This is a genomic window from Alcanivorax sp. UBA3183 (assembly GCF_002364155.1).
GTDB classification, from domain to species: domain Bacteria; phylum Pseudomonadota; class Gammaproteobacteria; order Pseudomonadales; family Alcanivoracaceae; genus Alcanivorax; species Alcanivorax jadensis.
On sequence record NZ_DEXN01000006.1, the window covers coordinates 217,269 to 243,490 of the forward strand.

Genomic DNA, 26,222 nt, shown 5'->3' on the forward strand with positions numbered 1-26,222 from the left:
TTCCTGTTGTCACCTTTTGTGCAAGAAAAACGTACAAAAGTCGCCATCAAAAATTTTCTCGGTGAGCCGGGCGTTAAGTGTCCGAGTTACCCACAGAGAGATAATGTGACATATTCAGAATCTGACATAAGAGATAAATTAATATCTAGACTATTGGAGTTAGGTTATCCAAAGTCGTCAATTGTGCTTGAGCTTGGCATAAAGGTTGGAAGCATGAGCGAAGGTCGCATTGATCTCGCTGTTTTGAATCCAGGCAGCAATAAAATTTTATCGATATTTGAAGTTAAAAGGGATTCGAAAAATGTCGGGGGTGCGATAAAGCAGGTGCTTGCATATGTGAAAGCGCTACCTGATAACATTCAGGCCTATGTATATACTCTCGATGAAAAAGGGGAGCACATATACTCCGTTGACCCTAAAACTAACAGCGCCTCTCAGCTATATGAGTTGCCATCTTTTGAGTCTTTAAAAAGCTCGTGCTCTAAACCAAGAAAAGAGTGGTCTAAAAAGGTAAATAGTAAAAAGACTGCGGCTAGAGCCTGGTCAAATATTGTTGCGGGTATGAGTTCGTCGGTTGCTATAGCCATTGCTATTGTAATGGCTATGGGGCTTTTCTTTTCCGAGAAGAAGACGCTTGGTAACACTGAGATTACGTCAGAGCTACTATCTATAGAGAATAAAAGCGAGAGCTTGGCCAAAGAAATTTTACTGCTTGAAAATGAGCTGTCTTCTTTCAAGAACGGTCTATCATATTTGGCATCGCTGCCAGAGGGGCATGAGTGGAAAGCGGAAGTTGTCGAAATTAAGCATAATATATCTTTAATATCAGCAAGGCTAGACGCACTTGAAGGTGCGCTAACAGTGAATCCGGCTAAGGCCTTGGCTGTTCCTATATTAAGAAAGGACCTTGATAACACGGAAAAGAACCTTAAGGCAGAATTATCGCAGACAAGAGCGGAAATAGACCGAATGTACGATCAAAACAAGTGGTTTATCGGGATAATGTTTACTATTGCTTTAAGTGTTTTGAGTATGGTTGCCAGCAGCTTCTTTAACAGGAAAGACACTTAAAGAGTGCGGAGTCAGGTCTCCCATTTCCCGTTTTTCTGGTTTTCAGGGGGTATGGCCGGAAAATGAGAGGCCGCCCCCCGTTGTCTGTTTTGTTTAGCCTGTGAATCGTGGGTTGGTACTTGGGTGGGGAGTAGATGGAATTAAGCATTCTCAAACAAGCTTTTCAACAGTTCCGAATTGAATGTATTTGGCTCCGACGATGTTACAACACGCATTGCACTCTTTTTGGTGGAGGTGATGAGGTAGACGAGCTGCTAATGTCAACGGCAGGAAGCTTCTTTTACGATTTGAGTCGCGTCCTTCAAGAATATGTTTTGCAGAGAATTTGTAGCTTAACAGATCCCCCGGGATTCGGCTCGTCTAAGAATCTAAGCATGAGGTTTATCAACGAAGGGCTGACCGAGTACGGTCTTCTAACGAACGATATAACTGAGGTGTCTGGCCGGATCGAAGAATATAGAAAACTGGTGGTAAAGGCGAGAAACAAGGGGCTATCACATTTTGATTTGAAGGTTTCATTGAGCGGGGAGACATTAGGGGAACACTCTCCAGAAGAGGTAGAGCAGTTCTACGTTGACATTCAAATCTACAACGATGAAGTCGGAAAGGTATTGGGGTTTGGGCCGCTCGATTTTCAAGCATCTCCGGCAGAGGGAGATGCTGTAGATTTAATTGCCTTCCTGAGAGGGTGTGCTAACAGGCAACAGGAACTTAGTGGCTAGCATCCTGGTTGGTGATTTTGTTTCACCCTAAAACCGCACCTTCCCCAACGGCACCAATAACACCGCCGCCCCAATCAGCGCCGCTGCCGCCCCCAGTAACCCGGGCGCAAAACTCCCGCTGCTTTCCAGTAACCGCGCCGTGACCACCGGCCCCAGTATCTGCCCGACCCCATAGCAGGCCGTCAGTGCGCCCAGGGCGGCGCTGGCGGCGTGGGGGGCCAGTTGGCGGCCGCAGTACATGCTCAGGGCGACCACGGCGGTGAAGGTGCCGCCCACCAGCAGGCCGCTGATGACCAGCCCGGTGAGACCCGGTAGCCAGGCGGGGGCGCTGACGCCCAGGGCCTGAACCACAAGGGCGGTCATCAAGGCGTTGCGTTCGCTGGTGTGGCTGGCGAGTTTGCCCCACAGCAGGTTGGCGGGCACGGCGGCCAGGCCCACGGCCAGCCAGGTATAGAAGGCGGCGCTGTCCAGGCCCGGCAATTGCGCTTTGGCGATCACCGGCAGGTAGGTGGTGCTGGTGATGTAGCCGAAGCCGGCCAAGGTGTAGCTGGCGATCAGAAAGCCCAGGGCGGAGCGGTTCACCGGCGCCCGTTCGTGCTGACTGTGTTTGGCGTGGGGCAGGGCGGGGATGCGGCGCAGCAGTGGTAGCAGGACCAGGGCCAGGGCGCCACAGGCCAGCCACATGGTGGCGTAGCTGCCGTGCAGGGTTTCAATAAAAGCAACGGTGAGGGCGGCGATACTGATGCCCAGGCCGATGCCGGCATAGTGAATATTGCCGAGCCGGGCCCGCAGATGATTGGGCATGGCGCCCAGCACCAGGGCGGAACCGTTGACCATGATGATGGCGCTGGCCACACCGGCCAGGAAACGGTTGATGGCCCAGGGCGTGAAGGTGGTGCTCAGGCCCATGAGGATGCTGGTGACCACGCTCACCCACAGTGCCAGCCAGAACGCCGTGCGGGCCCGGTGGGCGGGCACTGCCATGGCGAGCATGGCGCCGGCCAGGTAGCCGCCGTAGTTGATGGCCGCCAGGTAGCCGCCGCTGATGGCGGTGAGGGTGCTTTCCGCAATCATGTCGGGCAGGGCCGGGGTGAACAGGAAGCGGCCAATGCCCAGGGCAATCACCAGACTGAAGGCGCCGGCGATGGCGGTGAGCAGGTGATCTCTTTCGGTGGTCATCAATGGTTCCGCTTTGTCTTTCTGTGGGAGCGTGCTTGCACGCGAATGGCACTAGGCCTGGAAGTGGTTCGCGTGCAAGCACGCTCCTACAGTGTCTTGAGCAATTGTGGGTGTGGCCACTGCCGTAATCCAGCGCGCAGCCTAACAGGCCATGGCGTTTTCGGCTTCCTTCTTCGAATGATGTTCATCATTCACCGCAGTGATAAATGCGGCCTTGGTCGCAAAGGCTCCCAAGCAGTGCGTGGTTTTTTCACCAGGGAAGGGCAAAACGCGGGGTTTTCGGCAAGAAAGTGATGTTGCACCAAAAGCGTGATGCATTTTGGTGAGGCGGGACTGACTCACAACAGTGCCGGCTGAGCGAAAACCGGGCGTCGAAGCCGGCTCGGCTTGTGCCTGTTATTGATAACGTCATGAAAAATCAGCCTTTTAAAAACTGGCACAGCATTTGCCTTAAGACAGGGTAAGCACAACCACTGCGTTGTGCGCGAGATAACCATCCGTGTGGTCAATGGAGACTGCACTCCGATGCGAGCAAAGGCGCTCAAAGATTCCTGCCAATGGTGGCGGGACGCTTTGAGCGCTTTTTTTATGCCCGAAAAAAACGGGCAGAAGAGGGAAGGATGATGAAAGGTTTCAAGAAAATATTTCGTGGTGTGCTGGCCGCTATGACACTGGGCCTGTCGGCCCCGTCCCTGGCGGAGGATGCTGTGGGCTGGCCGGAAAAGGCCGACCTGAAATTCGGCTTTATCAAGCTGACGGATATGGCGCCACTCGCCATTGCCTACGAGAAAGGCTATTTCGAGGAAGAAGGCCTGTTCGTGACCCTGGAAGCCCAGGCCAACTGGAAAGTGCTGCTGGACCGGGTGATTGACGGTCAGTTGGATGGCGCTCACATGCTGGCAGGCCAGCCACTGGGGGCGACCATCGGCTATGGCACCGAGGCCCATATTATTACCGCCTTCAGCATGGACCTGAATGGCAACGGCATCACCGTTTCCAATTCCGTCTGGGAAGAAATGAAAAAACATATTCCCAGCAAGGATGGCAAACCGGTGCATCCCATCAAGGCCGATACGCTCAAACCGGTGGTGGAGCAATACAAGGCCGCCGGCAAGTCTTTCAAGATGGGCATGGTGTTCCCGGTCTCCACCCATAACTACGAGCTGCGTTACTGGCTTGCTGCCGGTGGGCTGAACCCGGGCTACTACGCGCCGCACCGGGGCGACACCAGCGGCCAGTTGCAGGCGGACGTACTGCTCTCTGTCACACCGCCCCCGCAAATGCCTGCCACCCTGGAAGCCGGCACTATTCATGGCTACTGCGTGGGTGAGCCCTGGAACCAGCAGGCCGTGTTCAAGGGCATCGGTGTGCCGGTGATTACCGATTACGAAATCTGGAAAAACAATCCGGAAAAAGTGTTCGGGGTCAGCAAGGGCTGGGCGGAAGAATATCCCAATACCCATATTCGTGTGGTCAAGGCGATGATCCGTGCGGCCAAGTGGCTGGACGAGAACAACAACGCCAACCGACCGGAAGCGGTGAAGATCCTGTCCCAGCCCAACTATGTGGGCGCCGACTATGACGTGATCGCCAATTCCATGACTGGCACCTTCGAATACGAGAAGGGCGACAAGCGGGAGATTCCGGACTTCAACGTCTTCTTCCGTCACAACGCCACCTATCCCTACTACTCCGATGCCATCTGGTACCTGACGCAAATGCGTCGCTGGGGGCAGATCAGCGAGAGCAAGCCGGATAGCTGGTACATGGATATCGCCAAGAAAGTCTATCGCCCGGACATCTACACCCAGGCGGCCAAGTCGCTGATTGCCGAAGGCAAGATCAGCGCCGATGAATTCCCGGACTTCGCCAGCGAAGACGGCTTCAAGCCGCCGCAGAGCGAGTTCATCGACAACGTCACTTATGACGGCCGCAAGCCCAACGAGTACCTGAGCAAGTTCCCCATCGGCCTGAAAGATGGCGACACCCTGTAACCGGGTACGCGAGAGGAAGGAGACAATCATGGTGACCCTGACATTCCCGACCTGGATGGAACCCTACCGCGCACTGGCCACGGGCAAGGTGTCCCGTGACCAGTGGCAAGCACTGATGCGCCAGCTGCTGTGGCCGGTGCTGGGGATAGGCCTGTTCCTGCTCATGTGGCAGTTCGCGGCCCAGCGTATTGATACCTCGCTGGGTCAGTTTCCCGGCCCGGCCCAGGTCTGGGAGCAGGCGGGCAATCTGGTCAGCGAACACCAGCAGTCCCGCGAGCGGGAAGTGGCGTTCCATGAGCGGCAGGAGAAGTACATCGCCGCCCGGCTGGAACAGCAGCCGGACTGGCAGCCGGTCACCCGGGATTACACCGGTGCGCCGACCTTCTTTGATCAGATCGGTACCAGCCTGATCACGGTAATGAGTGGCTTTCTGCTGGCATCGATGATCGCCATTCCGCTGGGCATTGTCATCGGTCTGAGCAGCACCGTGCATGCAGCGGTGAACCCGCTGGTGCAGCTGTTCAAGCCGGTGTCGCCGCTGGCCTGGTTGCCGCTGGTCACCATGGTGGTGAGTGCGGTGTATGTGAGCGACGATCCGATGGTGTCCAAATCCTTCCTCACTTCCATGTTCACGGTAACCCTGTGCTGCCTGTGGCCCACGTTGATGAATACGGCGGTGGGGGTCACCTCGGTGAGCCAGGATCTGACCAATGTCTCCCGTGTGCTGCGACTGAACGCCCTCAGCCATGTGCGCAAGATCGTGCTGCCGTCGGCATTGCCGATGATGTTCACCGGCCTGCGCCTGAGTCTTGGGATCGCCTGGATGGTGTTGATCGCCGCAGAAATGCTGGCGCAGAACCCGGGCCTGGGGAAATTCGTCTGGGATGAATTCCAGAACGGTAGTTCCCAATCCCTGGGCCGGATCATGGTGGCGGTGATCGTCATCGGCCTGATCGGCTTCCTGCTGGACCGCCTGATGCTGATGCTGCAGCGCGCGCTGGTCTGGGACAAAGCTTCAGCTCAACGCTAGTTAGCAAGCTGCTGTAAAGCCCGTTGCGTGCTCAGTCTTTCAGGCTGACCCGCAATCTAGGCGCAATTTTGAAGGTGTGTGCCGACCCATCAAGAAATTGCAACAACGAGTGCGGGCCAGCCTGGAAGACCCGGGAGCACTCGCAGAGCATAAAGGCGCGGCCTGAAGGGCACATCTGCTGCGCTTTGACGCTAGGAAAGGGAACCACCCTGTCCGTCGCGACAAAACACAACAGCTGCACCCTTCAGGCCACGCTGAGTACGCAACGGGCTATACAACAGCCTGCTAAAGGAGAATCAACATGAAAGCCTTACTGGAACTGTCCAACGTGGGCATGCAATTCGAGACGCCGAAGGGCAGCTTTGAAGCCCTGAAAGATGTGAATCTGAAAATTGCCGATGGTGAGTTCGTGTCCCTGATCGGCCATTCCGGTTGCGGGAAATCCACGGTGCTCAATATTGTCGCCGGCCTGCTACAGGCCACCGACGGCGGGGTGATTCTGGATAAGCAGGAAGTCACCGAACCCGGCCCGGAGCGGGCCGTGGTGTTCCAGAACCATTCACTGCTGCCCTGGCTCACGGCGTTTGAAAACGTAGAGCTTGCGGTGAAGCAGGTCTTCAAGAAGACCAAGAGCCGGGCGGAAATTCGCGACTGGGTCGAGCACAACCTGGAGCTGGTGCACATGGCCCATGCCATGCACAAGAAGCCGGATGAAATCTCCGGTGGCATGAAACAGCGCGTGGGTATCGCCCGTGCCCTGGCCATGCAACCGCAGGTGTTGCTGATGGATGAACCCTTCGGGGCGCTGGATGCCCTGACCCGTGCTCACCTGCAGGACTCCCTGATGGATATCCATGCCCAGCTGGGCACCACGGTGATCATGATTACCCACGATGTGGACGAGGCGGTGTTGCTGTCCGATCGCATTGTGATGATGACCAATGGGCCGTCCGCCACCATCGGCGAGATTCTTGACGTCAATGTGCCGCGTCCACGGGACCGTCTGGCTCTGGCCGACGATCCCACCTTCGTCCGTTGTCGTCAGCAGGTGCTGCAATTCCTGTACGAGAAACAGCGCAAGGTGGAGCCGCTGCCCAAGCGTGCTGACGCTGAGACTGGCGCGGCTCGAAAACGGGCCTGATAACCGTTTATGACTGATTTGATTCGCCTGCTTTTTTCGCACACGGAAAAGCGGGCAGGGGGAAGGTGTGTCTGATTTCAGCACATCACTGTTTTTAATTTTGGGACGTTACATCGAGGAAAAGACCATGAAATATTCTGCCATTGCTGCCGGCGTCATCCTGTCCACGCTCGGTTTTTCGGGGACGGCTCACGCCGAAGACGATGCCTTTATCACTGCGTTGAAAGAAGGCAAGCCGCTGCTGAACCTGCGCCTGCGCCATGAGGAAGTGGATAGCGACGGTGCCGCGGAAGATGCCCAGGCACTCACCCTGCGCACCCGACTGGGCTACCAGAGCGGCACGCTGCACGGCTTTGATGTGTTGGGGGAGTTTGAAGACACCCGCATTGTCGGCAACGTGGATAACTTTGCGCCGCACATGGCCGGTTACCCGGTGATTGCTGATCCGGAAGTGACCGAGCTGAACCGCGCTGCAGTCCGTTATACCGGTAGCGACGCCCTCGATGGCCTGGTGGCCACCTATGGTCGTCAGCGCATCATTTACGACAATGCCCGCTTCGTCGGTAACGTAGGCTGGCGCCAAGATGAGCAGACTTTCGATGGCGCCAAGCTGGATTACGGCACCGGTGATTTTTCTTTCTCCACGGCCTATCTCACCCAGGTAAACGGCTTCACGCCAAAGTTCGATGCCAATGTCTCCAATTACCTGTTCAACGCCAGCTGGGCCGGGGCGCCGGGGGGATCACTCACCGCCTATGGCTACCTGCTGGAAACCGATAACGTGCCCGATTCCGATAACGACACCTATGGCCTGCGGTATGCCGGTGCCTTCGATCTGGATGCCGTAAAGCTGCTTCTCACCCTGGAAGGCGCCCAGCAAGAGGTGGAAGCCGGCGATACCGAGTACTACTTCGCCGAAGTGGGCGCAGAAATGGCCGGGGTCACCGTCAAGGTGGCGCAGGAAGTGCTGGGCTCTGATGACGGCAAGATTGCTTTCCAGACCCCGCTGGCCACCAAGCATGCCTTCAATGGCTGGGCGGACCAGTTCCTGGTAACCCCGGCGGATGGCCTGAAAGACAGCTTTGTCAGCGTCGGCACCAAGCTGGCCGGCTTCAAACTGGCGGCGGTGTATCACGACTTTCAGGCCGAAGAGGGCAGCAGTGACTACGGCACGGAAACCAACCTGCTGGTGGCCCGGCCCATCGGCAAGCACTACGTGGTGGGCCTGAAATACGCCGACTACAGCGCTGATGATTTCGGCGCCGACACACAAAAACTGTGGGCCTGGGCAGAACTGAAACTCTGAGCAAAACAGCGCCGTTTTGGCGCCGCGGAGTGCACCGCTATGGTGCGCTCCGCGAGGTCTGTTGTGGTGAATAAGGAATCGCAAAGAAAAACAGTGAGTTAATAACCCCATGACTGGCACAACCGTTGCAAACCAATCAAGTAACACTCAATCCCTGGATGCTACCGACACTATGGCCCTGAAAATCATGCTGGTGGATGACCAGCCACCGCGCGCTGCGATTCTGGAGCGTGCCCTGATCGACGAAGGGCACGAGATCCTCTGTCGTCTGACCAGTGCTGCCGGGCTGGCGGAGAAGGTGCATTCCAGTAACCCGGATGTGGTGATCGTGGACATGGACGCGCCGGACCGGGACACCCTGGAAAGCATGGCACTGGTGCAGCGGGATATGCCGCGGCCCATGGTCATGTTCTGCAACCAGGACGACGAGGATCTGATCGTGGCGGCCCTGCGTGCTGGCGTCAGTGCCTATGTGGCCGGGGAAACGGATCTGGCCCGGGTGCGTGGTGTGATGCGCGTGGCCACCGCCCGTTTCCGGGAATACCAGGCCTTGCGCGAAGAGCTGGAACAGACGCGAGAGGCATTGGCTGAACGCAAGATCATCGAACGGGCCAAGGGGTTGCTGATGCAACGCCGTCGCCTGAATGAGCAGGATGCCTACAGCACCCTGCGGCGGCAGGCCATGAATACCGGCCAGCCATTAATCCAGGTGGCCAGGTCAGTGCTGGATTATGCCGAGATGCTGAAAGCGCAGGGGTGAAAAAACCCAGGCGCCTGACGCCAGAACAGGAGCGAGCATGAGAAGAGTGAGCCCATTGAGAAAATCGCGCAGCCTGATCGAGGCACCCAGCAAAAAAGTGTGGCGCGCCACACCGGCTGACGGTGTGCAGGTGGTCAAGCGTCAGGTATCCAGCGTTCGCCGTCAGCTTGCGGAGCAAGCCCCATGAAAATTCGTATCGGCTATATGCCGCTGACCGACAGCCTGCCGCTGGTGGTGGCTCAGGAAGCGGGCTACTTCGCCGCCGAAGGGCTGGATGTGGAGCTGCAACCGGAGTGGAGCTGGGCCAGCCTGCGTGATCGTTTGCTGGTGGGGCAGCTGGATGCGGCGCCCATGCTGGCGCCCATGATGATGGCCACCTCGCTGGGGCTGGGATGCATCAAGAAACCCCTGGCTACGGCGTTCTCCATGGGGCTGAACGGCAACGGTATTACCGTGTCGCCCATGTTGTTCCAGGGGTTGTGTGCCTTGTCTGAAGGGCCCACGCCCAACGATATGGCCAGTGCCATGAACAAGCTGGTGGCGGCCCGTGCCAGCAGTGGCGAGGCGCCGTTGGTACTGGCGGTGGTGTTTCCGTTTTCCTGCCATGCCTACCAATTGCGTCACTGGCTGAGTGTGGCCGGGCTGGACCCGGATCACGACGTGAAGCTGGTGGTATTGCCGCCGTCGCAGATGGTGGATCACCTGCGCATGGGGCATATCGATGGTTTCTGTGTGGGCGAACCCTGGAACAGTCTGGCGGCGCTCACTGGTGCCGGACACTGCATTCTTTCCGGTTACCAGATCTGGGAAAACGCCCCGGAAAAAGTGTTGGCGGTGTCCCGTGACTGGGCGGCCCGTAATCCCGGGCCTCACCGCGCCATGCTGCGGGCGCTCTATAAGGCCGCTCGCCATGCCGACGAGCATCTGCTGGAGAGCCTGTCGCTACTGGCGCACCCGGCCTGGCTGGATGTACCCGCGGAAATCATTCGCGCACCGTTCAGCCAGCGCCTGCCTGGCGGCTTGACCGGGCAACCGTTTCCGGCTCATCACTTCCATGTGTTTGCCGGTTTTCACGCCAACTTCCCCTGGCGTTCCGATGCCCGTTTTCTGTTGGAGGAAATGCAGCGCTGGCGTCAGTGCAGCCTGGAAGAAACCCAGACCTTCGCTGCCCAATGCTACCGAACAGATCTGTTCCGCGACGCCCTGGCAGATCTCACCAGCCTGCCATTAATGGACAGCAAACCGGACGAGCGACACGCGGGCCACTGGCAATTACCCGGTGAACCCAAGCCGGTGGAGCTGGGTCCGGACCGGCTGTTGAAGGTGATTGAAGCGGACGCGACCTCAAACGAATAAAACAGCCCGTTGGAGCTTTGCTTGCAAAGCGAAGGTGCTCGGTCTGGCACGATGCCAGCGTTTTGCTCTTCGCCTTGCGAGCAAGGCTCCAACGGGGCTTTATTTGGTTTCGGCAGAGGGCGTTTAAACCGCTTCGCGCAGTTGCTTGGCCGCATCCACCATGTTGGCCAGCGCACCGCGGGTCTCTTCCCATTTGCGGGTTTTCAGGCCGCAGTCCGGGTTGACCCACAGCCGTTCCCTGGGCAGTCGCTCGGCGGCTTTTTCCATCAGTTGCACCATCCAGCTTACGTCCGGTTCATTGGGGGAGTGGATGTCGTACACGCCTGGGCCAATGTCGTTGGGATACTGGAAATCCCGGAAGGCATCCAGCAGTTCCATGTTGGAGCGGGACGTTTCGATGGTGATCACGTCCGCATCCAGAGCGGCGATGGCCTCAATGATGTCGTTGAATTCCGAGTAGCACATGTGGGTGTGGATCTGGGTATCGTCGGCCACGCCCACTGTGGCCAGGCGGAAACAGTCCACGGCCCAGTCCAGGTACTGGCCCCAGTCAGCCTTGCGCAGTGGCAGGCCCTCGCGCAGGGCGGGTTCGTCGATCTGGATCACCTGGATGCCGGCGGCTTCCAGATCCTGGACTTCATCGCGCAGGGCCAGGGCGATCTGGCGACAGGTGTCTGCACGGGGTTGGTCATCGCGCACGAAAGACCACTGCAGGATAGTCACCGGCCCGGTGAGCATGCCTTTGACGGGCTTGTCGGTGAGTGACTGGGCGTATTCGGCCCACGCCACGGTCATGGCTTCGGGGCGTTGGACGTCACCAAAGATGATCGGCGGTTTTACGCAGCGGGAGCCATAGCTCTGCACCCAGCCGAAGCGGGTGAAGACAAAGCCGTCGAGCAGTTCACCGAAGTATTCCACCATGTCATTGCGCTCGGCTTCGCCGTGCACCAGCACATCCAGTTCCACCTCTTCTTGATAGCGGATGCAGCGGGCAATTTCCTGCTTCATCTGCTCGTTGTAGGTGGCATCGTCCAGGCGGCCGGTTTTCCAGTCGCGGCGGGCGGTACGAATCTCCCGGGTTTGCGGGAAGGAGCCGATGGTGGTGGTGGGGAAGGCCGGCAGTTGCAGCGCCTGCTGTTGCCTGGCAATACGCTCGGCAAAGGGGCTGTGGCGGTCGCGGGAGACGTCGCCGGCCGCGGCCAGCCGTTTGCCCACGATCGGGTTATGGATACGATTGGACAGGCCGCGGGCTTGCAGGGCGTCGCGTTGGGCCTGTAGACCTGCATTGACGCTGCTGTCGCCGTCCAGGGCGCCGCCCAGCAGCGCCAGCTCCTGCAGTTTCTGTTTGGCAAAGCTCAGCCAGCTTTTCAGTTCGCTATCCAGCTTGTCTTCCTGATCCAGATCCACCGGGCTGTGCAGCAGGGAGCAGGACGGCGCCAGCCACAGGCGATCACCCAGTTCGTTGCGCAGGGCAATAAGGGCATCCAGGGCTGCATCCAGATCGGTGCGCCAGATATTACGGCCATTGATATAGCCCAGCGACAACACCTTGTCGCCCAGCCGCGGCACCACCTGACCGAGATCATCGTTGCCGCGTACCCGGTCCAGATGCAGGCCATCCACGGGCAGTTCCAGGGCGGTGAAGAGATTATTTTCCAGGCCGCCAAAGTAGGTGGCCAGCAGCAACTTGCACTCACTGGCGGCGGCGAGCTGATCGTAGACACGCAGGTAGCTGCGCTGCCAGCTGTCGGGCAGGTCCAGTACCAGAATCGGTTCATCGATCTGTACCCATTCCACGCCCTGATCGGCGAACCGCTGCAGGATCTGGCGGTACACGGGAATCAGGCTGTCCAGCAGAGTCAGCTTGTTGCTGTCGTCGGCGCCATCAAAGCTCTCGCCCTTGCTCAGGTATAGATAGGTGAGCGGGCCGGGGATCACTGGCTTGGGGGCGTGGCCCTGGGCTTTGGCGTCTTCCACCTGCTCGAACAGACTTTCCCGGGCAATGTGGAAGGTCTGGTCTGCCGCCAGTTCCGGCACGATGTAGTGGTAGTTGGTATCAAACCACTTGGTCATTTCGCAGGCTGCCGCCGGTGTGCCGCTGGGGGCCCGGCCACGGGCCATGCGGAACAGGGTGTCCAGGCTTACCGGTTGGTCGTTGTCTTGCTGGAAGCGGTTGGGTACCACCCCCAGCAGGCAGGAAAATTCAAGAATCTGGTCGTACCAGGCGAAATCGCCCACCGGCACCAGGTCCAGGCCGGCATCGGCCTGCAGCGCCCAGTGCCGCTCACGCAGGCTCTTGCCCACATGCTCAAGTTCGGTCTGTTGCAGATCGCCGGCCCAGTAGGCTTCCACGGCTTGCTTCAACTCACGGCGGGCACCAATGCGGGGGAAGCCGAGGTTGTGGAGGGTGGTCATGGTGTCGTCCTTTCATTCTGACAGGGTGGGCACTGGCCTGCCTGTACTCGGGGCCAGTGCGATTGATGGCTATTGTGGGGACAGGTGTAGTTGAGGCAAAATCAAATATCTAATTATGAATATGAGATTCTCTCATGCTGGAAGTGCGACATCTGACCACCTTGCTGGCCATCGAAGAGGCCGGGTCTCTGATGGAAGCGTCGGAGCGCCTTCATGTGACCCAGTCGGCCCTGTCTCATCAGCTCAAGGATCTGGAAGGGAGATTGGGCGCAGCCTTGCTGGTACGGCGCACGCGACCGGTGCGATTCACGACTGCCGGTTTGCGGGTATTGGCGCTGGCACGGGAGGTATTGCCCAGAGTGCAGCAAACCGAAAGGGAGCTGAAACGGCTTGCCGCAGGCCAGACCGGGCGCCTGCACATCGCCATTGAGTGCCACTCCTGTTTCCAGTGGCTGATGCCGGCCCTGGATGCGTTCCGCGAACACTGGCCGGAGGTGGAGATGGATCTCTCCGCGGCGTTCAGCTTTGCGCCGTTACCGGCGCTGGTGCGGGGTGACCTGGATATGGTGATCACCTCCGACCCGGTGGAAAACGAGGCGGTGAAATACCTGCCCCTGTTCCGCTACGAGCTGGTGCTGGCGGTGTCGCGGCAGTCGCCGCTGGCGGCAAGCAAATGGATTGAACCGGAAGATATTACCGACCAGACCCTGATTACCTACCCGGTAGAGCGGGAGCGGCTGGATGTGTTCACCGCCTTCCTCAACCCGGCCAACGCCGAACCCGCCGCCATCCGTACTGCGGAACTCACCCCCATGACCGCGCAACTGGTGGCGGCGGGCCGTGGCGTGGCGGCACTACCCAACTGGGCACTCACCGAGTACACCGAGCACGACCTGCTGAAAACCGTGCGGCTGGGCGAGAAGGGCGTGTGGCGCACGCTGTATGCGGCCGTGCGGGTGCAGGACGATCATACCCCTTACATGCAGGAATTCTGGGAAACCGCCAAAGAGTTGTGCTTCAAGACCTTGAGCGGAGTGAGGGCGGTGAAAGGCAGTTGATCCGTTCCTGTAGGAGCTATGCTTGCATGGCGAACACGACGTAAGAGAAGTTCGCCATGCAAGCATAGCTCCTACAATCCATGGAAATGTCGGTTGGTTAATAGCGAATAGCGTCGCTTGCGGCGCGATTTTCCTCAGGTTTGCTTGCTGTGGCTTGCCGGTGGCAGCGCCATCCATTGAGCCACAGACAACACCAACGTGGCGGCCAGCAGTAGTAGTGACATGGGCTGCTGAAATTCTGGATGTCCGGCCAGGAAAAAACCGCTGTGAATCGCCACCGTCAGTAGTCCCAGGCCAGCCAGGAACTGGTGGCAAAGGCGTTGCCGCGGACTGTGGGTGGCGACGTGCAGGAAGGCCAGTAATACCAGGGCAATGATAGGCAGGTTCAGTATCAGGTTGAGCTGATTGCCGCCGGGTAAGTGGAAAAGATTCCACTCATGCCAGTAGGCGGCGTCGATCTGATGTGTGATGAGCACGGTACTGTTAAGCAGGAAAAGGGTCTGGGGCAGGTCGGGTTTCATGGCAGGTCTCCAGTGTCACTGCCATGAAACCCGTTATGGCGGGGTAACGCCATTACCCCTCAGGTAAGCGGTTACTCTCCGTCGCGAAACTGTACCTGCAAGCCTGCCAGGAAATTGCGCAGGATCTGGTCTTTGCATTCCCGGTAATGCTTGTGGCCGGGTTTGCGGAAGAAGGCGCTCAGTTCGTGTTTGCTCATGCGGAAGTTGGCCAGCTCCAGCACGGCCAGCACATCCTCGGCCTGCAGATTCAACGCGATTTTTAGCTTCATGAAAATCATGTTGTTGGTCAGGCGGGATTCGGGCTCCGGTTGCGGGCCCGGCTTTTTGCCGCGCAGGGCATTGATCAGGCCATTGAGGAAAATCGCCAGGGTGCGGTCGTTGCACTTCTGGAAGGCCGGATCGTCATCCTTTTTCAGCCAGTCGCTGATCTGTTCCCGGGTCACGGTTTCGCCGGCTTCGGCGAAGACACCGATCATGCGGTTATCGTCAAAGTCGAAGATATAGCGAGCGCGGCGCAGAACGTCATTATTGAGCATGAAAAACCTGTATCAGCGGGAGGGACGTGGCCGCCATGTTACAGGGAACCGGTAACCGGGACACGCCCCTATTGTATGGCTTCAGAGGGTCGGGCCTACGGGCTGAAAACTTTCAGCCCGATAATGCCGGCCAGAATCAGCCCCAGGCACAGCAGGCGAGGAGCGTTGACGGCATCCTGGAACAGCACAATCCCCAGCAGCACGGTGCCGATAGTGCCCATGCCGGTCCACACTGCGTAGGTGGTGCCCACGGGCAGTGTCTGCATGGCTTTGGCCAATAGCCAGAAGCTGGCGGCCATGCCGATGACGGTTAACAGGGAAGGAAGTGGGCGGGTGAAGCCGTGGCTGGCTTTCAGCCCCAGTGCCCATCCGGATTCGAGTATGCCGGCGAGAATGACCAGTGCCCATGCCATGAGAAACTCCTGCATGGGGTCGTCCCCGAGTGGGTGCCAGGATCGAGGTCGTCCTCGGGCACGCCGGATATTGTAGCAAGCCGGTCGGGGCGGGCAAGCAGGTTTCTGCTTGCGGTCAGGTAGCAGACACCCTGACGATCCATTTTTTGGTGGGCATCTGGAACAGGCGTTGGCTTTCCGTCTGGCACTTCTTCAGCAGGCGCTTTTCCCGCCCGTGGATGGCGTCCAGGGTATGGGCCAGATCCTTCTGCCTCTCTATGGTGTGGCTTTGTGCCAGCACATATTCGCGAAGCATGTGGAGGTCGTGGAGTTTGCCGAGAGTCTTGCCCAGGCGCGTGAGGTCCTGATCGTGGCAGGGTGTGTGGATGTGCTGATCCGCCAGGCTCTGCTGCTGATAGAGCAGATATTTCACCCATTTTCGCAGGTCGTGCCAGGGTTCTGGGTCGGTCCCACCCTGGGCCTTGATGGTGCGATTGCGGCACTGCTTGTAGGTGCGCGCCAGGCCGCTGACCAGCAGTTCATGGTCACTGATGCCCAGGGCCAGCGACTGCCAGTGCTGCTGATCCTGGGTGAAGGCGATGATGGCGTCCTGGTGATGGCTGGTTTCCGGCTGTGGTTCCGGGTCGCTGAACAACGTGTTGGCTACCCGACTCAGGGAGTGACGCCTGGGCTTGTCGGCCTTGCTGGCCAGTGTTTGCAGGGTGGCGGCCATCACATGGGTGTCACGGGCACCGGCCAGAGCCTGGGCAGCGTTACGGATGGTGTGGTCGCAGGTGCGGTGATCGTCTCGGCTCAGCCAGGGCCGCAGCAGCTGCCACTGGGCACGCAACCGTTTCACCGCCACCCGGCAGTCATGCACGGCGTTGGCGGTCAGGGGCTGACGCTGCAAATCCGTGAGTGCTTGCTCATTAATGCGGATGGCCTGTTGGCAGAGCCGTTCAATCAGCGAGTGGTCGTCCATGATGCCCTCCCTCCTCAGCCTGAGTGTCCCGGCTGATTATGACCCCGTCGTGATGACCTGCGGCAATCTGTGAATTCACTCAGTGTCGCGCTGACGGTTTTTTTCCACCCAGTAGAGTTGTTTGTGACCCAGGGATTCGTAATCCGCCCGGGCCTGTTCCGCCGCCTGGCGGGTCGGGTAGTCAGCCACTCTGGCCTTGATGCCGTTATCGTCCTGGCGCCAGAGGGTAAAGCGCTGCTCAGTCATCGGCCCACTGGTTGAAGGGCGTACTGCTCAAGGCGCTGTTGTAATAGCGGGCATCGCCGGTGACCTCTTCGCCCAGCCAGTCGGGTTTGTCGAAGGGGGTGTCTTCGCTGGGCAGCTCGATCTCAGCGACAATCAGGCCATCGTTGTCACCATGGAAGACGTCGATCTCCCAGCACAGCTCGCCCTGGGGTAGGCGGTAACGGGTCTTGTCGATGACGCCGGCGCCACACAGTTCATCCAGCATTTGCCGGGCGTCTTCCTGAGGCACCGGGTATTCGAATTCACTGCGGGTGGCGCCCACGGTTTTGCCCTTGATGGTCAGCCAGCCGCTGTTGCCGGCAATGCGAACCCGTACGGTGGCGTTCTTGTCGTGACTCAGGTAACCCTGCGTCAGACGTTCGCCGGCCAGCGAATCCACAATGCCTGGGTCCCTGATGAGAAACTTGCGCTCAATTTCCTGTGCCATGGCTGCCGTCCAGTCCCAGTTGATCGAAGGTGATGGCAAAGCCCAGCGTATCGTAGCCGTCGAGAATCTCGGCGGGCAGATAGAAGGCGGGGTCGTCCATCACGAAGTAGTGTGACACGCCGATGCCGAAACGGTAGTCCGCTTCCAGAGCTTGCAGTTGCGGGGCCAGGCGTTTCAGTTTGTAGAGCAGTTTCTCGAAATGGTCCCGGTGGCTGGCCGTATGGTCCAGCTGGCTGGACAGGATCCAGCGGTTTTCCCGGCGACGGGCATCGGGGAAGGCCTCGCTGAAACTTTCCCCCTCATGCCAGTAGTCGTCGGCACTTTGCCCGAGCAGCAGATCCAGTTGACGGGGGTCGTGGTCAAAACCGAAAACCGCAAAATAGACGTGGTGTTCCATGGATCACTGTTCCGGTTGCAGGTCGCGGTTGCGTTGCAATTCGTCCACCGGAAAGCCCTTGCTCTCGGCCAGCTGCCGCAAAGCTTGATATTGATCATCTGGCAGTTGCGGGGTGCGTGCCAGAATCCACAGGTATTCCCGGCTCGGCTCGCCGATCACTACGGTCTGGTAGTTCTTGTCCAGGGCGATGATCCAGTAATTGCCCTCGGTGATGGTGGGCAACAGCTTGGAGATCCAGCTGTCAAAACGCACCTTGAGTTTGGCATTGTCGGAGCCGGGGACTACCCGGGCGGTGCCTTGCGCTTCGCTGGGTTCCTTGTCGTCTCGCTGGCAACGGTTGACCACCCGTACTGTGCCGTCCTCATTGAGGGAGTAGGTGGCGGTGGAATTGTAGCAACCGCGCTGGAACCACTGGGGCAGGCGGGCGATTTCATACCAGGTGCCGCTGTAGCGTACCAGGTCTACCTGGTCGACGGTGGCCAGTGGCTTGTCTGCGCCGCAGGCGCTGAGCAGGCCGGCAAGCAGCAGAGTGAAAAATCCCGGTATCAGGCGCATGGAGACTTCCTCTTCTTGGGTAGAGTGACAGGCTAGCCTGAATCAAGCCTGATATGAATGGGCATGCTATACTGCCGCGCTGTAAGAACCTGTTCAGGGGCTATACGCGGCCGCGCCGGAGTCAATTTTTTCGCCAGCTCGTGATTGCGATTATGCGGTGTAGTGACTCTACATAAATAAGAGCAATCGCGGGCTGGCGGAAAAAGTGGCCCGGCCCTTGGGTTGCAGGTATTGCCTGGCGCCATTTTCAGGGGCAACGCGGCTGCGTATGGCGCCTGAACAGGTTCGTAGGGAGGCAATTTTGTCCGATTCATCCATCAGACTGGAGCTTGTGCAACTGGGCTGCGAGCGCGACGATCGCATGCTGTTCAGTGGCCTGAGCCTGACCGCCCGCGCCGGGGAAATCTGGCAGATTACCGGTGCCAACGGCGCCGGCAAGACCACCCTGTTGCGGATTCTGGTGGGGCTGCATGGTTTCTTTGAGGGCGAGCGACGCTGGTGGCAGCCCCAATGGCAGCAGGACCTGCTGTATCTGGGGCATCAGCCCGGTGTCCGCGAAGAGCTCAATCCGCTGGAAAACCTGCGCTATGCCTGCGCCCTTAATCATCAGGTCGGCGACCCCATGGCAGCCCTGGCGGCGGTAGGGTTGCGTGGCTTTGAGGATGTGCCGGCGGCGCATCTGTCCGCGGGGCAGAAACGGCGCGTTGCTTTGGCGCGGTTGTGGCTGGAGCGCAAAGCGGTGTGGGTACTCGACGAGCCCTACACCGCCATCGACCAGGACGGCGTGGCGCAACTGGACGCGCAGATGCAGCAGGCCGCGGAGGCCGGCTCCCTGGTGATCTATACCTCCCACCACCGGGTGGGCGACGGCGTGCAGCGTCTGCATCTGGAGAATGGCCGTGCCGAGGTGTTGTCATGAATGCCTTCCGTGCCGCGCTGGGTCGGGAATTACTGGTGCTGTGGCGTAGCCCGGCGGAGATTATCAATCCGCTGTTTTTCTTCGTCATGGTGATCAGCCTGTTTCCGCTGGCAATCTCTCCGAAACCGGAATTGCTCGCCACGGTGGCGCCGGGGGTGCTCTGGGTGGCGGCCCTGTTGGCGGTGATGTTGTCCCTGGACGGCCTGTTCCGTCGGGACCAGGAAAGCGGTGTGCTGGACATGCTGCTCACAGCCCCGGTGATGCCGGTGGTGCCGGTGCTGGCCAAATTGCTGGCCCACTGGTTGCTGACCGGTCTGCCGCTGGTGCTGATTTCGCCGCTGCTGGGCCATATGCTGCAACTGCCGGACGCGGCCCTGGGGACGGTGATGCTGAGCTTGCTGCTGGGCACCCCGGCGCTGACCATTGTCGGCGCCATCGGCGCGGCCCTCACGGTGGGACTCAATCGAGGTGGTATCCTGCTCGCAGTGTTGGTGTTGCCGCTATATATCCCGGTGCTGATTTTTGGCGCCGGGGCGGTGAGTGCGGCGGCCGGTGGCGCCAATGTGGATGGCATTCTGGCGATTCTGGGTGCCTTGCTGGCATTAACGATCAGTCTGGGACCGCTGGCGGTGAGCGCCGGTCTCAAAATCAGTTCAGGGAATTAAATGGTCTGGCAAACGTTGAAGCGGTGGTACCACATGCTGGGTTCACCACGCTATTTCTACACCTTCAGCTCCCGGGTGCTGCCCTGGCTGACTCCCATTGCCGTGCTGACGCTGGCTGCCGGCCTGGTTTGGGGGCTGGCCTTCGCCCCCAGTGATTATCAGCAGGGCAACAGTTACCGGATCATCTTTATCCATGTGCCCGCGTCCAGCGGTGCACTGATGGGCTATATGGCCCTGGGTGTGTCTGGCCTGGTGGCAGTGGTCTGGCGCATGAAGATGGCGGAAGTGATGCTCAAGGCCATTGCGCCTTTCGGTGCAGGGCTGGCGGCCATTTCCCTGGTAACCGGTGCTCTGTGGGGCAAGCCCACCTGGGGCACCTACTGGCAGTGGGATGCGCGCATGACCTCCATGCTGATCCTGCTGTTCATGTATGTGGGGGTGATTGCCCTGCAGGCGGTTATCCGTGATCCTCGCCAGGCTGCTCGTGCCGCTGGCCTGCTGGCCATGGTGGGGGTGATCAATGTGGTGATCGTGAAGTATTCGGTGGAATGGGTGCAGACCCTGCATCAGGGTTCCACCCTGAAGATGTTCGGGGAATCCACCATCGACCCGGCCATGAAGTATCCGCTGCTGTTGAGCATGCTGGGGCTGTGGCTGCTGTATGCGGTCAATGTGCTGCTGCGCGCGCGCACCGAAGTCATGTGGCGGGAACGACGCAGCAAGTGGGTGAACAAACTGGTGAAGGAGGGCGATCGTTGATGGCTTTTGAAAGCTTTGCCGATTTCCTGGCCATGGGAAAACACGGGTTTTATGTCTGGAGCGCCTATGGAGTCAGTGCGCTTCTGATTATCGCCAACATGGCGTTGGCGATACGCGCTCAGGGACAGGTGCGTCAACGTCTGGCACGGCAACAGCGTCGTGACACTCTGGGAGATTCTGAACAATGAACGCGGTACGCAAGCAGCGACTGATCCTGGTGGTTTCGATTCTGGTGGGCCTGGCCATCGCCTGCGGGCTGATGTTTTACGCCCTTCGCCAGAACATCAACTTGTTCTTCACTCCCCAGCAGGTGATGGCCGGTGAGGCCCCTCTGGATACCCAGATGCGCGTGGGTGGTCTGGTGGAAGAGGGCAGTGTGGTACGCGACCAGCAGACCTTGGACGTACAGTTCGTGCTCACCGATGGCAAGGGCAGCTTTACCGTGCACTACCAGGGCATCCTGCCGGACCTGTTCCGTGAAGGGCAGGGCATCGTCGCCAATGGCACCCTGATCAGCACCAACCGTTTTGAAGCCGAGGAAGTGCTGGCCAAGCACGATGAAACCTACATGCCACCGGAAGTGCAGGACGCGCTGGAAAAGGCGGGGCATCCGGGGGCGAAGAAAGTGAATAGTGAAAAGTGAATAGTTAACAGCTCGCGAGTGAGCGTTGTCTTGCTTTGAAAGATCGGAGGCCGCGTCCATGGCATGGGCGCGGCCTCTTTGCTTGTAGTTGAACCGGCGCTGGACCGCGCCGCTGTTAACTGTTCACTATTCACTGTTAACTGAATAAAACCGCTTGCTACCCCTCCCTCTCTGGCCCTACATTCGCGGTTATCGGCACCGCTTCCGGTGCCTCCCTTTTTCAGGGCTTTTCATGAGTCAGGTCATTATTCTTGTCGACGACCCCGCAGACTGGGCCGCCTACTATCCCGCCCGCCATCTGCTCTCTGCCCGGGAGTATCTGCAGGCGCAGCAATCGGTCTGTACCGACAAGAAAGTGCAGGTGATCAACCTGTGCCGCAGCTATAAATATCTGAGCCCCGGCTACTACTGCTCCCTGCTGGCGGAAGCTCGTGGGCAGCGGGTACTGCCGTCCGTGCGCACGGTAAACGATCTGAGCCGCAAGGCGCTCTACGGCCTGCATTTCGGTCAGTTCGAGGCGGCGCTGGACAAGGCCATGAAGCGCAAGGGCAGTGGCAGTGATCACTTCTCGCTGATGCTGTACTTCGGCCATACCACCCAGGAAGGCCTGGCCGATCTGGGTCGACAGATTTTCGATCAGTTGCCTTGCCCGTTGCTGAAGGTGGACTTTCGTCGCCGCGAGCAGTGGACTATCGAAGCGTTGAAGCCGCTGGCCCTGAAGCAGCTGAAAGGCGCGGAAGAAGATGCCTTTGCCCAGTCTCTGGAGCAGTTCAATGCCCGTGTCTGGCGCAACCCCCGCCGTCGCCGCAGCGATCGCTACGAGCTGGCCATGCTGGTCAATGAGGAAGAGGCGTTGCCGCCCAGTGACAAGGCGGCGCTGAAACGGTTTATCCGTGCCGGCCGCCAGTTGGGGATTCGCGTGGACCAGATTGGTCGCGATGCCTATACCCGCCTGGGGGAATACGACGGCCTGTTTATTCGCGAGACCACGGCGCTGGATCACCATACCTATCAGTTCGCCCGCAAGGCGGAGCAGGAGGGCATGGTCGTGATGGATGACCCGGGCTCGATCCTGCGCTGCACCAACAAGATCTATCTGGCGGAGCTGATGCAGGCCAACGGCGTGCCGGTGCCGCCTACCGCCTTTGTGTTCAGCGATGACGATGAGCAGATTGATCAGCTGATCGAGGAACTCAAACTGCCCATGGTGCTGAAGATCCCCGACGGCAGCTTTTCCCGTGGCATCAGCAAGGTGAAGACCCGCGAAGAGCTGGCCGCCAGCCTGCGTGATTACCTCAAGCAGTCTTCGGTGGTACTGGCCCAGGCCTTCATGTACACGGATTACGACTGGCGCATCGGCGTGCTCAACAACCGGCCCCTGTTTGCCTGCCAGTACTTCATGAGCAAGGGACACTGGCAGATCTATCACCACCAGAGCGGTGGCAAGACCGAATCCGGCAACAGCCGTACCTTGCCGGTACAGGAAGTGCCGCCCAAGGTGTTGAAGGCCGCCCTCAAGGCCGCGCGGCTGATGGGCAATGGCCTCTATGGCGTGGACTTGAAACAGTCCGGCGATCAGGTGGTGGTGATCGAGGTGAACGACAACCCGAACATCGATGCCGGGGTGGAAGATGCCTGGCTGGGAGAAGATCTCTACCGCCAGGTAATGCTGGAATTCCTGCGTCGCATGGAAGCCAAGCGCATCGGTCTGCCGGTGTGATTGGGGGGCAAGCGATAAACACCGCCGGGTGCTGTAGGAGTTCCGCTTGAGGGACGAACCGCGCGTCGCGCGGCATTTCCTTCCTCTGGTGTTCCTCGCCAGGGCTCGGGTTCGCGGCTCGAGCGCCGCTCCTACAGGGGGCTTTATTGAACGGCTTGGCTCATTTCTCGCAACACCCTGGCGTTGCCTTTCGCCACCTCGTCAGGTCTGATCGAAAAAAAGCACAAGGGACTTTGCATGCAACTTCTCGGTTTACTGCGTCGCGAACTACGCAGCGAATGTCGCCAGTGGGTGGATGACGGCGATATCAGCGAAGACCAGGGCAACCGGATTCTGGCTCGCTACGGCACCCGTCTGGACGACGATTCGGATAGCTCACTGGCCTACAAGGTGCTGGTGACGGTGGCCTTGTTATTTGTCGGCATGGCCATCCTGCTGCTGGTGTCGGCCAACTGGGAGACGATTCCCCGGGCAGTGCGGATGCTGGGATTGATTGCCACCACCGTGGCGTTGAACGGGGTGGGGATCTATCAATACCTGCAGCGCCGTGAGGGTATCGGCTGGCTGTTTCTCGGCGGCATCAGTTATGGCGCCTCCATCATGCTGATCGCGCAGATCTACCACCTGGGTGAACATTTCCCTGACGGCCTGTTCTACTGGGCGCTGGGCGTGGCACCCATGGCCTGGTTGGTGCGCAGCCGGGTGGTCACCCTGCTGATGCTGGCGGTGGCCATGCTCTGGCTGTTCGCCGAAGGGCAGTTTTCACCGCCCTGGGCCATGGCCCTGTTTATGGCGGTGGGGCTGACCGTGGCGGTGCAGGCCCGCTCCGCTGGCCTGATGCTGGTGCTGGCGGCGGTGGGGGTGAGCTGGCTGAACCTGTTGCTGGGCTGGGCCTATGGCTATCCCCGCGGCCCGGATTTCGAGGCCGGTCATCTGACCCTGAATCTGGGCCTGTTGGCGTTGCTCTATGCGCTGGTGTGCTGGCTGGGCAGTCGTAGTGCATTGCACTGGCAACGGGCTGGCAGCCTGATCGGCCTGTGGACCTTGCGTGGCTATCTGCTGCTGTTGCTGCCGTTCACCTTCAGTGATTTTGCCGAAGGCTACCTGCATGAGCAGGCGGGACTGACGGACCCGGGGTTGTGGCTGGGGCTGCTGGCCGCCTTGCTGGCGTCTTCACTGTTGGTGTTCCGGCGCCTGGGGCAGACCGGAGGGCGGTTGCTGGTGATGCTGCTGCCGTTCGCCATGCTGGGCGTTCATGGCCTGTTGAGTCGCGATGACGCCATATTGTTTGCGGTGGTGGTGAACCTGCTGGCGTTGCTGTCGGCCATTGTGCTGATTCAGGAGGGCTTGCGACGAGGCCTCAGCCAGTTCTTCTACAGCGGCATTGCCTTGGTACTGGCGCTGGCGGTGATGCGTTATCTGGACTTGTTCGGCGACTATCTGGGCGCAGCGGCCATGTTTCTGGTGGCGGCCGCGGTACTCTATGGGGCGGCGCGGTATTGGCGTCGCCAGCAGCGTCTTGCGGGCCAGGAATCCGGGGAGGGGCAGGCATGAAACAGCGCACTCTGAGGCTGGCCCTGCTGGCCGCTCTTACCCTGCAGGTGGCGATTCTCGCCGGGGTATTCGTCAACGGTTTCTACCCGTTATGGCTGGGCAAGGAAATCCGTCTGGAAACCCGCCCGGTGGACCCGCGGGATCTGTTTCGCGGTAACTATGCCCGCCTGGGCTATGACTTCAGCACCCTGCCCACCGCAGGGTTCCGCCCCGGTGACTTGATTTACCTGCCGTTGGAACAGGACGGCCAGGTGTGGCGCGGGCAGACTCCTGCTCACCAGCCCCCGGAGCAAGGCATCTATCTGCGCGGCAGAGTCAGCGGTTCGCCCTGGGGCGGCGCCAGCCGGGTGACCTTTGGCATCGAGGCGCTATTCGCACCCAAGGAAAAGGCCCTGCAGCTGGAGCGGGAATTACGCGATGGCGCCGTGGCGGTGGTGAAGGTGGCACCGAATGGGCGGGCGGCGTTGGTGAAGGTGGAGACGCAAGCAATTGATAATTGAGAATGGATAATTGATAACGCGCGATCCATATTCTTTGTATTTAAAACGTAAGAGGCCGCTCCCATAGCTTGGGCGCGGCCTCTTACGTTCAAGACACCTGCACGCTTTCGCGCGCAGTTATCAATTATCCATTCTCAATTATCAATTAGCCTCCCCCCATCACCTTCTGAATAAACCCGGACTCCTTCTCGATGGTCTTGGCAAAAGGCTCCAGGGCGTGCATGCGCTCGGTGTGGGCGGCCAGGTTGGGGTATTTGGCCGGGTCGATGCTTTCGCCGCCGTGTTTGAAGTTCACCATCTGGCTGGCCAGAGAAATATCAGCAATCGTGATGCTGTCGCCGACCAGAAATTCGCGGCCGTCCAACGCCTTGTCCAGATAGGCGAACAGCGGTGGAATCGTGGTGGTGAGGGCGTGCTGGACTTTCTCTTCATCGCATTCCTTGCCAAGCAGCCGCATGACCACCCGGTTGCGGAAGACCGCAAACGTGCAGCGCATGGCCAGGTCGTAATCCACGAAACGTTCAAACCAGATAGCCTGACCCATTTCCATGGCATCGCTGGGGTAGAGCGCCGGTTCCGGCTGGGTTTTTTCCATCCAGGCACAGATCGCTGCAGAGTCGGCAAGGTACTGGCCGTCCACTTCCAGTGCGGGAATCCGTTTCATGGGGCTGATTTTTTCATAGCCCTCAGGGGGGCTGGTGGGGTCCACATGGACAGATTCAAACTCAATGCCTTTCAGTGCCAGGGCAACCCGAGTCTTGCGGACGAATGGCGACAGGGCGGCTCCGTACAGCTTGATGGTCATGCGTTACTCTCCCGATAAGTGTGTGTTTTTTCGCCAATTTTCTGAAATCAGTAAAGGCATTATCAGAGCAGCACAGGTTTTTCGGGTCAATGACGGACTGGGACAAAATTTTTCCTTGACGCTGGGCGATCAGATACCTATTCTACGCGCCGCTTTGACGTACCACGTCAAGCCCGGGTCCCCTTCGTCTAGTGGCCCAGGACACCGCCCTTTCACGGCGGTAACAGGGGTTCGACTCCCCTAGGGGACGCCACTAATTCGCTAGCGATTAGCTGGCAAGTAGTTAAGCGGGAATAGCTCAGCTGGTAGAGCACGACCTTGCCAAGGTCGGGGTCGCGAGTTCGAATCTCGTTTCCCGCTCCAAATTAAAAGGGACCCTTTCGGGTCCCTTTTTTTATGCCGTTCTGCGGCTGCGACACGGTTCACGCAACAGGCAACACGCACAGGCTTGGCTAATCCGGTCTGCGGTGGGTGTTGTGCTCACCAGTAGTACGATGAATCTCCCCTCATGGTTTGCTTTCGCTATAGCG

At 59.2% G+C, this 26,222-nt stretch carries 29 protein-coding genes and 2 tRNA genes; 20 read left to right on the forward strand and 11 right to left on the reverse strand.

Annotated elements, in window-relative coordinates:
* Window positions 1-105: 105 nt before the first annotated feature.
* Both B3Q33_RS02400 and B3Q33_RS02405 read left to right on the forward strand, forming a co-directional pair.
* Complete coding sequence (locus B3Q33_RS02400; RefSeq protein ID WP_273009403.1) at window positions 106-1,071, forward strand: type I restriction enzyme HsdR N-terminal domain-containing protein; 966 nt, start codon at window positions 106-108, stop codon at window positions 1,069-1,071.
* 134 nt (window positions 1,072-1,205) lie between these two features.
* A complete protein-coding gene (locus tag B3Q33_RS02405; protein WP_273009405.1) occupies window positions 1,206-1,793 on the forward strand; it encodes a hypothetical protein in 588 nt (195 codons plus the stop codon).
* 27 nt (window positions 1,794-1,820) lie between these two features.
* Here the strand turns inward: B3Q33_RS02405 and B3Q33_RS02410 are convergent, their stop codons facing one another.
* Window positions 1,821-2,972: a YbfB/YjiJ family MFS transporter gene (locus tag B3Q33_RS02410; RefSeq protein WP_272974527.1), complete on the reverse strand. Its 1,152-nt coding sequence runs from the start codon at window positions 2,970-2,972 to the stop codon at window positions 1,821-1,823.
* A gap of 620 nt (window positions 2,973-3,592) precedes the next feature.
* Here B3Q33_RS02410 and B3Q33_RS02415 point away from each other — a divergent pair.
* The 7 genes from B3Q33_RS02415 to B3Q33_RS02445 all read left to right on the forward strand — a co-directional run bounded on the left by B3Q33_RS02415 (window position 3,593) and on the right by B3Q33_RS02445 (window position 10,559).
* Entirely contained in the window at window positions 3,593-4,966 is a 1,374-nt protein-coding gene (locus tag B3Q33_RS02415; protein WP_272974528.1) for a CmpA/NrtA family ABC transporter substrate-binding protein, read from the forward strand.
* A 28-nt stretch (window positions 4,967-4,994) separates the two neighbouring features.
* Window positions 4,995-5,996: an ABC transporter permease gene (locus tag B3Q33_RS02420; RefSeq protein WP_272980380.1), complete on the forward strand. Its 1,002-nt coding sequence runs from the start codon at window positions 4,995-4,997 to the stop codon at window positions 5,994-5,996.
* 301 nt (window positions 5,997-6,297) lie between these two features.
* Window positions 6,298-7,137, forward strand: a complete 840-nt coding sequence (locus B3Q33_RS02425; protein WP_272961924.1) for an ABC transporter ATP-binding protein — start codon at window positions 6,298-6,300, stop codon at window positions 7,135-7,137.
* 127 nt (window positions 7,138-7,264) lie between these two features.
* The gene (locus B3Q33_RS02430) at window positions 7,265-8,443 is read left to right on the forward strand and encodes an alginate export family protein (RefSeq protein WP_273008840.1); all 1,179 of its coding nucleotides are present in this window, start codon (window positions 7,265-7,267) and stop codon (window positions 8,441-8,443) included.
* 172 nt (window positions 8,444-8,615) lie between these two features.
* Entirely contained in the window at window positions 8,616-9,203 is a 588-nt protein-coding gene (locus B3Q33_RS02435; protein WP_035246751.1) for an ANTAR domain-containing response regulator, read from the forward strand.
* A 37-nt stretch (window positions 9,204-9,240) separates the two neighbouring features.
* Window positions 9,241-9,390 carry a hypothetical protein gene (locus tag B3Q33_RS02440; protein ID WP_156964863.1) on the forward strand — a complete coding sequence of 50 codons (150 nt, stop codon included), beginning with the start codon at window positions 9,241-9,243 and terminating at the stop codon, window positions 9,388-9,390.
* Window positions 9,387-10,559, forward strand: coding sequence for a CmpA/NrtA family ABC transporter substrate-binding protein (locus tag B3Q33_RS02445; protein ID WP_273008841.1), 1,173 nt, complete (start codon window positions 9,387-9,389; stop codon window positions 10,557-10,559). The genes B3Q33_RS02440 and B3Q33_RS02445 overlap by 4 nt, the downstream gene beginning before the upstream one ends.
* Window positions 10,560-10,682: 123 nt before the next feature.
* Here B3Q33_RS02445 and metE read toward each other — a convergent pair whose 3' ends face one another.
* Window positions 10,683-12,974: a 5-methyltetrahydropteroyltriglutamate--homocysteine S-methyltransferase gene (metE, locus tag B3Q33_RS02450; protein ID WP_286826738.1), complete on the reverse strand. Its 2,292-nt coding sequence runs from the start codon at window positions 12,972-12,974 to the stop codon at window positions 10,683-10,685.
* Between the two features lie 134 nt (window positions 12,975-13,108).
* Here metE and B3Q33_RS02455 point away from each other — a divergent pair, with 134 nt between their 5' ends.
* Window positions 13,109-14,032, forward strand: a complete 924-nt coding sequence (locus B3Q33_RS02455; protein ID WP_286826740.1) for a LysR family transcriptional regulator — start codon at window positions 13,109-13,111, stop codon at window positions 14,030-14,032.
* Between the two features lie 134 nt (window positions 14,033-14,166).
* Here B3Q33_RS02455 and B3Q33_RS02460 read toward each other — a convergent pair whose 3' ends face one another.
* The 8 genes from B3Q33_RS02460 to B3Q33_RS02495 all read right to left on the reverse strand — a co-directional run bounded on the left by B3Q33_RS02460 (window position 14,167) and on the right by B3Q33_RS02495 (window position 18,127).
* Window positions 14,167-14,553 (reverse strand): DUF6713 family protein, encoded by a 387-nt coding sequence (locus B3Q33_RS02460; protein ID WP_273008844.1) that lies wholly within the window; start codon window positions 14,551-14,553, stop codon window positions 14,167-14,169.
* A 71-nt stretch (window positions 14,554-14,624) separates the two neighbouring features.
* A complete protein-coding gene (locus B3Q33_RS02465) occupies window positions 14,625-15,089 on the reverse strand; it encodes a DUF1456 family protein (protein WP_035246765.1) in 465 nt (154 codons plus the stop codon).
* Between the two features lie 95 nt (window positions 15,090-15,184).
* On the reverse strand, window positions 15,185-15,502 hold the full coding sequence (locus tag B3Q33_RS02470) for a DMT family transporter (protein WP_035246767.1): 318 nt from the start codon (window positions 15,500-15,502) through the stop codon (window positions 15,185-15,187).
* Window positions 15,503-15,617: 115 nt separating this feature from the next.
* Entirely contained in the window at window positions 15,618-16,463 is an 846-nt protein-coding gene (locus B3Q33_RS02475; protein ID WP_273008846.1) for a CHAD domain-containing protein, read from the reverse strand.
* A gap of 75 nt (window positions 16,464-16,538) precedes the next feature.
* Entirely contained in the window at window positions 16,539-16,709 is a 171-nt protein-coding gene (locus B3Q33_RS02480) for a hypothetical protein (RefSeq protein WP_286826743.1), read from the reverse strand.
* On the reverse strand, window positions 16,702-17,175 hold the full coding sequence (locus B3Q33_RS02485) for a CYTH domain-containing protein (protein ID WP_286826745.1): 474 nt from the start codon (window positions 17,173-17,175) through the stop codon (window positions 16,702-16,704). The genes B3Q33_RS02480 and B3Q33_RS02485 overlap by 8 nt, the downstream gene beginning before the upstream one ends.
* Window positions 17,159-17,572, reverse strand: coding sequence for a DUF4279 domain-containing protein (locus B3Q33_RS02490; protein WP_035246772.1), 414 nt, complete (start codon window positions 17,570-17,572; stop codon window positions 17,159-17,161). Before B3Q33_RS02490 ends, B3Q33_RS02485 begins: the two co-directional genes overlap by 17 nt.
* 3 nt (window positions 17,573-17,575) lie before the next feature.
* Window positions 17,576-18,127, reverse strand: coding sequence for a lipocalin family protein (locus B3Q33_RS02495; RefSeq protein ID WP_273008849.1), 552 nt, complete (start codon window positions 18,125-18,127; stop codon window positions 17,576-17,578).
* A 268-nt stretch (window positions 18,128-18,395) separates the two neighbouring features.
* Between B3Q33_RS02495 and ccmA the strand changes: the two genes are divergently transcribed.
* The 8 genes from ccmA to B3Q33_RS02535 all read left to right on the forward strand — a co-directional run bounded on the left by ccmA (window position 18,396) and on the right by B3Q33_RS02535 (window position 24,887).
* A complete protein-coding gene (gene ccmA, locus B3Q33_RS02500) occupies window positions 18,396-19,046 on the forward strand; it encodes a cytochrome c biogenesis heme-transporting ATPase CcmA (protein WP_052042636.1) in 651 nt (216 codons plus the stop codon).
* A complete protein-coding gene (gene ccmB / locus B3Q33_RS02505) occupies window positions 19,043-19,711 on the forward strand; it encodes a heme exporter protein CcmB (protein WP_035246779.1) in 669 nt (222 codons plus the stop codon). The genes ccmA and ccmB overlap by 4 nt, the downstream gene beginning before the upstream one ends.
* On the forward strand, window positions 19,712-20,470 hold the full coding sequence (gene ccmC, locus B3Q33_RS02510) for a heme ABC transporter permease CcmC (protein WP_035246781.1): 759 nt from the start codon (window positions 19,712-19,714) through the stop codon (window positions 20,468-20,470). It begins immediately after the preceding gene.
* Entirely contained in the window at window positions 20,470-20,658 is a 189-nt protein-coding gene (gene ccmD / locus B3Q33_RS02515) for a heme exporter protein CcmD (RefSeq protein WP_035246784.1), read from the forward strand. Before ccmC ends, ccmD begins: the two co-directional genes overlap by 1 nt.
* A complete protein-coding gene (ccmE, locus tag B3Q33_RS02520; RefSeq protein WP_273008850.1) occupies window positions 20,655-21,113 on the forward strand; it encodes a cytochrome c maturation protein CcmE in 459 nt (152 codons plus the stop codon). Before ccmD ends, ccmE begins: the two co-directional genes overlap by 4 nt.
* 232 nt (window positions 21,114-21,345) lie before the next feature.
* Window positions 21,346-22,833 (forward strand): RimK family protein, encoded by a 1,488-nt coding sequence (locus B3Q33_RS02525; protein WP_035246790.1) that lies wholly within the window; start codon window positions 21,346-21,348, stop codon window positions 22,831-22,833.
* A gap of 237 nt (window positions 22,834-23,070) precedes the next feature.
* Window positions 23,071-24,387 carry a DUF2157 domain-containing protein gene (locus tag B3Q33_RS02530; protein WP_273008851.1) on the forward strand — a complete coding sequence of 439 codons (1,317 nt, stop codon included), beginning with the start codon at window positions 23,071-23,073 and terminating at the stop codon, window positions 24,385-24,387.
* Window positions 24,384-24,887: a GDYXXLXY domain-containing protein gene (locus B3Q33_RS02535; RefSeq protein ID WP_273008852.1), complete on the forward strand. Its 504-nt coding sequence runs from the start codon at window positions 24,384-24,386 to the stop codon at window positions 24,885-24,887. Before B3Q33_RS02530 ends, B3Q33_RS02535 begins: the two co-directional genes overlap by 4 nt.
* Before the next feature lie 145 nt (window positions 24,888-25,032).
* Here B3Q33_RS02535 and B3Q33_RS02540 read toward each other — a convergent pair whose 3' ends face one another.
* Window positions 25,033-25,692, reverse strand: coding sequence for a glutathione S-transferase family protein (locus B3Q33_RS02540; protein ID WP_273008853.1), 660 nt, complete (start codon window positions 25,690-25,692; stop codon window positions 25,033-25,035).
* Window positions 25,693-25,869: 177 nt separating this feature from the next.
* Here B3Q33_RS02540 and B3Q33_RS02545 point away from each other — a divergent pair.
* Window positions 25,870-25,945: transfer RNA gene (locus B3Q33_RS02545), tRNA-Glu, on the forward strand.
* Between the two features lie 34 nt (window positions 25,946-25,979).
* A tRNA-Gly gene (locus B3Q33_RS02550) sits at window positions 25,980-26,055 on the forward strand.
* Window positions 26,056-26,222: the final 167 nt, after the last annotated feature.